Source organism: Amycolatopsis speibonae (assembly GCF_042647925.1).
In the GTDB taxonomy this organism is placed as follows: domain Bacteria; phylum Actinomycetota; class Actinomycetes; order Mycobacteriales; family Pseudonocardiaceae; genus Amycolatopsis; species Amycolatopsis speibonae.
Genome location: NZ_JBHRWK010000034.1, coordinates 65,436 through 71,812 on the forward strand (window position 1 = coordinate 65,436; position 6,377 = coordinate 71,812).

The 6,377-nt window shown below is 69.3% G+C and carries 7 protein-coding genes; 6 read left to right on the forward strand and 1 reads right to left on the reverse strand.

The annotated features are described in order from the left end of the window. Window positions 1-11 precede the first annotated feature (11 nt). The 6 genes from ACFOSH_RS22915 (at window position 12) to ACFOSH_RS22940 (ending at window position 5,263) form a co-directional block, all read left to right on the forward strand. A complete protein-coding gene (locus tag ACFOSH_RS22915; RefSeq protein WP_378241080.1) occupies window positions 12-1,601 on the forward strand; it encodes an amidohydrolase in 1,590 nt (529 codons plus the stop codon). A 5-nt stretch (window positions 1,602-1,606) separates the two neighbouring features. Continuing rightward, window positions 1,607-2,056, forward strand: a complete 450-nt coding sequence (locus ACFOSH_RS22920; protein WP_378241081.1) for a GNAT family N-acetyltransferase — start codon at window positions 1,607-1,609, stop codon at window positions 2,054-2,056. Window positions 2,057-2,091: 35 nt separating this feature from the next. Continuing rightward, window positions 2,092-2,775, forward strand: coding sequence for a metal-dependent transcriptional regulator (locus ACFOSH_RS22925; protein ID WP_020631721.1), 684 nt, complete (start codon window positions 2,092-2,094; stop codon window positions 2,773-2,775). Between the two features lie 187 nt (window positions 2,776-2,962). Continuing rightward, window positions 2,963-3,349: a transcriptional regulator gene (locus ACFOSH_RS22930; RefSeq protein WP_378241090.1), complete on the forward strand. Its 387-nt coding sequence runs from the start codon at window positions 2,963-2,965 to the stop codon at window positions 3,347-3,349. An 11-nt stretch (window positions 3,350-3,360) separates the two neighbouring features. Beyond that, window positions 3,361-4,419 (forward strand): alcohol dehydrogenase catalytic domain-containing protein, encoded by a 1,059-nt coding sequence (locus ACFOSH_RS22935; RefSeq protein ID WP_378241082.1) that lies wholly within the window; start codon window positions 3,361-3,363, stop codon window positions 4,417-4,419. Window positions 4,420-4,630: 211 nt separating this feature from the next. Beyond that, entirely contained in the window at window positions 4,631-5,263 is a 633-nt protein-coding gene (locus ACFOSH_RS22940) for an alpha-ketoglutarate-dependent dioxygenase AlkB family protein (protein ID WP_378241083.1), read from the forward strand. Here the strand turns inward: ACFOSH_RS22940 and ACFOSH_RS22945 are convergent. After that, window positions 5,226-5,963, reverse strand: coding sequence for a tyrosine-protein phosphatase (locus ACFOSH_RS22945; RefSeq protein WP_378241084.1), 738 nt, complete (start codon window positions 5,961-5,963; stop codon window positions 5,226-5,228). The genes ACFOSH_RS22940 and ACFOSH_RS22945 overlap by 38 nt on opposite strands. Window positions 5,964-6,377 lie beyond the last annotated feature (414 nt).

The following is a 6,377-nucleotide window of genomic DNA, read 5'->3' on the forward strand; positions in this document are numbered from 1 at the left end:
GGGTCGAATCCATGCGGGTCGACACGGTCTACGAGAACGCCCGATTCCTCACGGGAACGAAGGAATCCGTAGCACTTGCGGTGCTCAACGGGCGAATAGTCGCGTTGGATGACGATACTGCCGCGCTTTCCGCAAAGCGGCGCGTCGACCTCGGCGGCTCGGTGGTGGTGCCAGGTTTCCACGACGCGCACAACCACATGGCCTGGTTCGGCATGGCGCTGGACGACGTCGCCCTGTCGGATTGCCGCAGCGTCGACGAGGTGTACGACGCCGTCGCGCGGCGCGCCGCCGAAACGCCGTCGGGCGAGTGGATCATCGGCAGCGGCTACGACCAGAACAAGCTCGTGGGCGGCCATCCGACCAGGCAGGGGCTCGATCGCGCCGCCCCGGGGCACCTCGTGCGGCTCAAGCACACGTCCGGGCACATGACCGTGGTCAACTCCGCCGTCCTGGAGCGGCTGGACCTGGAGAACGTGCCGGTGGGCGGCGACGTTGTCCGCGACGAGGACGGCTCGCCGACCGGTCTGCTGCGGGAGCAGGCCCAGCTCCTGCTGCGGCCGCTGACCTACCCGACGCCGGTCGAGCGGGTCGTCCGCGGGCTGGACAGAGCGAGTGAGCGGTACCTGGCCGAGGGCATCACGAGTGTCCAGGAGGCCGGGATCGGCGGGGGTCTCGTGGGGGAGACCCCCACCGAACTCGCCGCCTACCAGGTCGCGCGCGACCGCGGGGTGCTGCGGGTGCGGAGCACGGTGATGGTCGCGGCGAGCGTGCTGCACGACCTCGATGCGGGAGCGGGCTTCGGTCTGGACCTGGGGATGCGTACCGGGTTCGGCGACGAATGGCTGCGGCTCGGCGCGATGAAGCTGTTCGCCGACGGCTCGCTGATCGGCCGGACCTGCGCGATGCACGAGCCGTTCGCCGGTGAGCCGGACAACGTCGGCTACTTCCAGGTGCCCGAGGACGAGATCGCGCGGACGATCGCCGCCGCGCACCGGGCAGGCTGGCAGATCGCGACGCACGCCATCGGCGACCGTGCGATCACCGTCGTCCTCGACGCCTACGAAGCCGCCCTGAAATCGGACCCGCGGCCCGATCACCGGCACCGCATCGAGCACTGCGCGGTATTGCGGCCCGAGGAGTTGAAGAGACTGGCGTCACTCGGGCTGATCGCGTCGCCGCAGGGCCGGTTCGTGAACGAGATCGGCGACGGGATGCGCGCCGCCCTCGGCCCCGAGCGCGAGCCGTGGTGCTACCGGCTCAAGAGCCTGCTCGACGCGGGATGCGTACTCCCCGCCAGCTCGGACCGCCCCGTCGTCCAAGGCTCGCCGCTGCTCGCGCTGGCCGACATGGTGCGGCGGAAGACCGCTTCCGGTGTCGTGCTGGGTCCCGAGGAGCGGCTCACTCCCGCCGAAGCCCTGCGCGCGTACACCTACGGCTCCGCGTACGCCGCTTTCGCCGAGAAGGACCTGGGCACGCTGGAGGTCGGCAAGCTCGCGGACTTCGCCGTCCTCTCGGCCGACCCGACCGACGAGTCCACTTTGGATTCGATCCAGGTCGTCGCCACCGCCGTCGGCGGCGACCTCGTCTACGAACGGAGCTGAGACTGATGCCGGTACGGGACGCCGTCGCGGGCGACATCGAGGAGATCTGCGCGCTCATCGAGGAGCACGCCGTCTACGAGGACAAACACGATCTGAAGCTGGACCGCCAGGAGATGGCCGGATTCCTCTTCGGACCAGCTCCGAAGGCGTGGGTGCTGCTCGCCACCCCGCCGGACGAGCCGGACGAGGTCGCCGGCTTCGCCTTCTGCAGCTGGAACTTCTCCACCTGGGAGGCCCGGCCGGGGATCTGGCTCGACGACCTCTTCGTGCGCCCGGACCACCGGCGGTTCGGCCTCGGGCGGGAGCTGCTCGACGAGCTGAGCGCCCGGACCCCGGGCCGCGTCGAATGGGACATGCAGGAGGGCAACGAGAAGGGCGAGGCGTTCTACGCCCAGCTCGGCGCCGACCCCGTCCCCGGCTGGATCCGGTACCGCTGGCGACCGCACGCTGGGTGAGTCGCGGCCAAGCGGCAAGCCGTAAACTCTGACCCATGGGTGAAGGGGCGAACCGCAGGTCGTCGTCGGTGGAGGACTACGTCCGGGTGATCTACGGGCTGGTGGAGCGCGGCGAAGCCGTCACCAACACGTCGCTGGCCGGGCGGCTGGAGGTCAGCCCGTCGTCGGCGTCCGGCATGGTCACCAAGCTGTCCCAGCTGGGGCTGGTCGCGCACGTCCCGTATCGCGGGATCGAGCTGACCACCGAAGGCAGGCAGCTCGCCCGCTCGGTGCTCCGCCGCCACCGGCTGATCGAGACCTACCTGGTGTCCGAACTCGGCTACACCTGGGACGAGGTGCACGCCGAGGCCGACGCGCTCGAACACGCGGTGTCGGACAGGCTCGTCGAACGGATCGCGGCGAAACTCGGCAACCCGGTGCGCGACCCGCACGGCGACCCCATCCCCGCCCCCGACGGCAGCGTCGAGGAGATGCCGATGCGCATCCTCGACGACCTCCCGCCCGGCGCGGTCGGCGAGATCGTCCGAGTCTGGGACACCGACCCGGAACTCCTGCGCTACCTCACCGAGCACTCGATCGGCCTCGGCGAGCGGATCGAGGTCGTCGAGCGCCAGCCGTTCGGCGGTCCGATGGTGGTCAAGGTCGGCTCGCCGCCGGACGCCGCGACGCACGCGATCGGCAAGGAGATCGCCCAGGCGCTTTCGGTCGCGCTGCGCTGACCCGTGTCCACTGTGGACGCGTTTCGTCCGGGCCTCACGGTGGGAATTTTCCCTACGTCCCTGCATAATTCGGCCTTCGGGCACGTCACCCACATGCCGGGCGGATAGGTGATCTAAGGCCCTTCCGATCATGTGATCCCGCGCCTAGGCTGCGCTATTCCGGGTGGCTAGCGAGCGTGCGAAGGCGATGACAATGACCGGTCAGCGGACACACACCATCGACCGGGGGGTGGCGGAAGGACGTGAACTCAGGCGACTGCTGGAGACCGGGCCGTTCGCGGACGCTCTCAGAGCGGCGATCAGGGCGAGGGGTCTCGGTCTCGACCGGATCCGGTACCGGCTGAGGGGACGGGGGTGCTCGGTCAGTCTCGCGACGCTGAGCCACTGGCAGTCCGGCCGCTGCCGCCCCGAACGGCCGGAATCCCTGCTGGTGCTCAAGAATCTCGAAGACATCCTCGGGGTGCCGCCGGAGTCCCTGTCCCGGCTTCTCGGGCCGCCACGCGGACGTGCGGCCCGGTGTACGGTGCCCGGCGAGGGCCTGGTGATGCAGCGAGGCCGGGACACGGGAACGTAGAGGAGCAAGGGTTGCGGGCGGTCGTCTTCGAGGAGTTCGGGGTGCTGCCCGAGGTACGCGAGGTGCCGGATCCGTCCGCGCCGCCGGGCGGGGTGGTGATCGCCGTCGAAGCGACCGGGGTGTGCCGCAGCGACTGGCATTCCTGGCAGGGGCACGACACGTCGGTGAAGCTGCCGCACGTCGCCGGGCACGAACTCGCCGGCCGGATCTCGTCGCTCGGCGAAGGCGTCCGAGGCTGGTCAGTGGGCGACAGGGTGACCGTGCCGTTCGTCTGCGCCTGCGGCGGTTGCGCCCAGTGCGCGGCCGGTGACCAGCAGATCTGCGACCGCGAGTTCCAGCCGGGCGCGACCCACTGGGGCTCGTTCGCGGAATACGTCGCCCTCGAAAACGCCGAGGTCAACCTCGTGGCCCTGCCGGACGCGCTGTCCTCGGCCGAGGCGGCGGCGCTGGGCTGCCGGTTCGGCACGGCGTTCCGGGCGGTGCTGCGCCAAGGCGGCGTCCGGCCCGGCCAGTGGGTCGCTGTCCACGGCTGTGGCGGCGTCGGCGTCTCGGCGATCCTGCTGGCCGTCGCGGCGGGTGCGTCTGTCGTCGCCATCGACCCTTCCCCGCAGGCCAGGGTGCTCGCTACGCGCATGGGTGCTCGTGTGGCCGTCGATCCTTCCGGCTTCGAGGGCCACGAAGCCGTCGCTCTTCATGTCCGGGAGCTGACCGGCGGCGGCGCGCACGTCTCCCTCGACTGCCTTGGCTCGCCGACCACCTGCGCGGCTTCGGTCGGCAGCCTCCGGAAGCGCGGACGACACGTCCAGGCCGGGCTGATGCCGCCCGCGCAGGGCATCGCGCCGATCCCGATGCACCGGGTGATCGGCGGGGAGCTGGAGATCGTCGGCATCCACGGCCTGCAGGCGCACGAGTACCCCGAGATGCTTCGGGTGGTGGAGACCGCCGGAATCGATCTGAAAGCCATGATCGGCAAGCGGGTGGGCCTCGACGACGTACCCGCGGTGCTGGCGGAAATGAACGACCCGGTGCCCGCCCGGGCCGGGGTGACGGTGGTCGAACTCGCCCTGTAATCGGGTGTACGCGTTGCGGTCAACCGGCCGATCGGAGTAATCCGAAAAGGTGGTTTCCCGTGGCCGATTGTGGGAGCTTCTTCGCTGTGACAGTCAGGGATGCTCCGTCTCGCCCGCGTCTCGTCCAGCGCGTGCTGCGACGGTTGACCGCGGCCGGTGTCCTGGTGCGGGGCCACCGGATCATCGGCGCGCGCCCTGGCAAAATCGACGCGTGGACGCGCTGATCCCTCGCCCGCGCGCGGAAGTCGCGCCCGGTGCCGTACATGTGCCCGACTGGCTCGACTTCGACGCCCAACGACGGCTGGTCGAAGCCTGCCGAGGCTGGCGTGGCTACCGTCAGACCCGGCTGCCGAACGGCGGGGTCATGTCGGTGCGGACGGTCTGTCTCGGCTGGCACTGGTACCCGTACCGGTACCGGAAGGTGACCGACGACGGCTCCCCGGTGCTCCCGTTCCCTTCGTGGCTGGGTGATCTTGGTCAGCGCGCCGTTCTTGATGCCTACGGGTCTTCGTCGTACGAGCCGGACGTCGCGCTGGTGAACTTCTACGACTCCGCCGCGAAGATGGGGATGCACCAGGACAAGGACGAGGCCTCGCTGGAGCCCGTCGTGTCGCTGAGTCTCGGGGACGCGTGCGTTTTCCGGTTCGGGAACACGTCGGATCGCGGGCGGCCTTACACGGACGTGGATCTGCGGTCGGGGGACCTGTTCGTGTTCGGCGGGGAGTCGCGGCTGGCTTTCCACGGGGTGCCGCGGGTGTCGCCGGGGACCGCTGATCCGGGGCTGGGGTTGGTGGGGCGGCTGAACATCACTCTGCGGGTTTCGGGCCTTCCTTCGCCTTCTTGAGTGTCGTCAAGCGGGCTTGCAGGGCGGCCAGTTCGGCGTCGGACAGACCGTTGCCGAGAAGGAAGTCCGGCATCGTCAACGACGTGATCGTCGAGGTCAGTGACGCTTCGATGGTGGTGTCGCGGGCCGCGAGAACGTCGTTCACCGCGGTCAACTGGTCACGGAAACCGAGTTCGTCGTATCGCTGCTTCATCCGGTCGTAGGTCAGCAGGTAGTCGGCGATGATCTCCTCCGGCGTCGCTCCGGCCAACGTGAGCAACACCAAGGCCAGCAGCCCGGTCCGGTCCTTGCCGCCGGCACAGTGGAACACCACGCATCCCGGCGCGGCGTTGGCGATCGCCCTGACGGCGGTGATCACCGGCTCGGGATGTTCGGCCAGCATCGCCGGGTAGTACAGCGGTGAGCCCAAGTTGTCGATCTTCGTCCAGTGTTCGTAGAACGGCGTGCCGACCGGATCCAGCGGGGCGGGAACGGTCGTGATTCCCGCCGGTCGCGGTGCGTGGTCCGGCTCGCGCTCGCCGGGATCGCGCAGGTCGACCACGGTGCGGACCCCGTACGCCCAAGCCGCCGCCCAGCCGGCCTCGCTCAAACGCGTCGGTGCCTCCATCCGGACCACCGCGCGGGGTCTGACCCGCCCCAGTCCGCCGAGATCCCGGACGTTGACGCATCCGTTCCAGAGCAGCTCTCTTCCGTCGGTCATGGTTACTGGACGCGTGAGGTCCGCCCTTGGTTGGCGTGCCGTGTGGAGTCCTTCGCCTGCTTGAAGTGCTGGGCCGGCGTGCTGCACTCGTCATCGGCGAGCCGCCGCGTCCTCAGGATCTGTGACGGGTGTCGGTGGCTATCGATCGGCCATGCGCTCCGCGGCGCACTCCATTGTCGAGATGTTCGAGCCCGGCGCGCTTCGGGGCAGCGGTGTTGCAGTCGAGGGAACTATTGAGGGGAAGGCAAACCTGGCGTGTTTGTGGCCGGTGTCGGTGACTGTGCGCGATGCTGGGTCGTTGGCGTCGACCGTGTGGATTTTGGTGCGTTGGATGATGCTGTTGGTTTATTCGGGGTGGTGGCGTCTACGCTGGTCAGGGTCTTGTGATGATCGCGGATCTGTGGAGTGTGGCTG

Bases quoted from the DNA above. Each gene is read 5' to 3' on its own strand.
- ACFOSH_RS22915 (WP_378241080.1), top strand. From the start codon at position 12: ATGCGGGTCGACACGGTCTACGAGAACGCCCGATTCCTCACGGGAACG.
- ACFOSH_RS22945 (WP_378241084.1), bottom strand. From the start codon at position 5,963: ATGACCGACGGAAGAGAGCTGCTCTGGAACGGATGCGTCAACGTCCGG.
- ACFOSH_RS22920 (WP_378241081.1), top strand. From the start codon at position 1,607: ATGCCGGTACGGGACGCCGTCGCGGGCGACATCGAGGAGATCTGCGCG.
- ACFOSH_RS22930 (WP_378241090.1), top strand. From the start codon at position 2,963: ATGACAATGACCGGTCAGCGGACACACACCATCGACCGGGGGGTGGCG.
- ACFOSH_RS22925 (WP_020631721.1), top strand. From the start codon at position 2,092: ATGGGTGAAGGGGCGAACCGCAGGTCGTCGTCGGTGGAGGACTACGTC.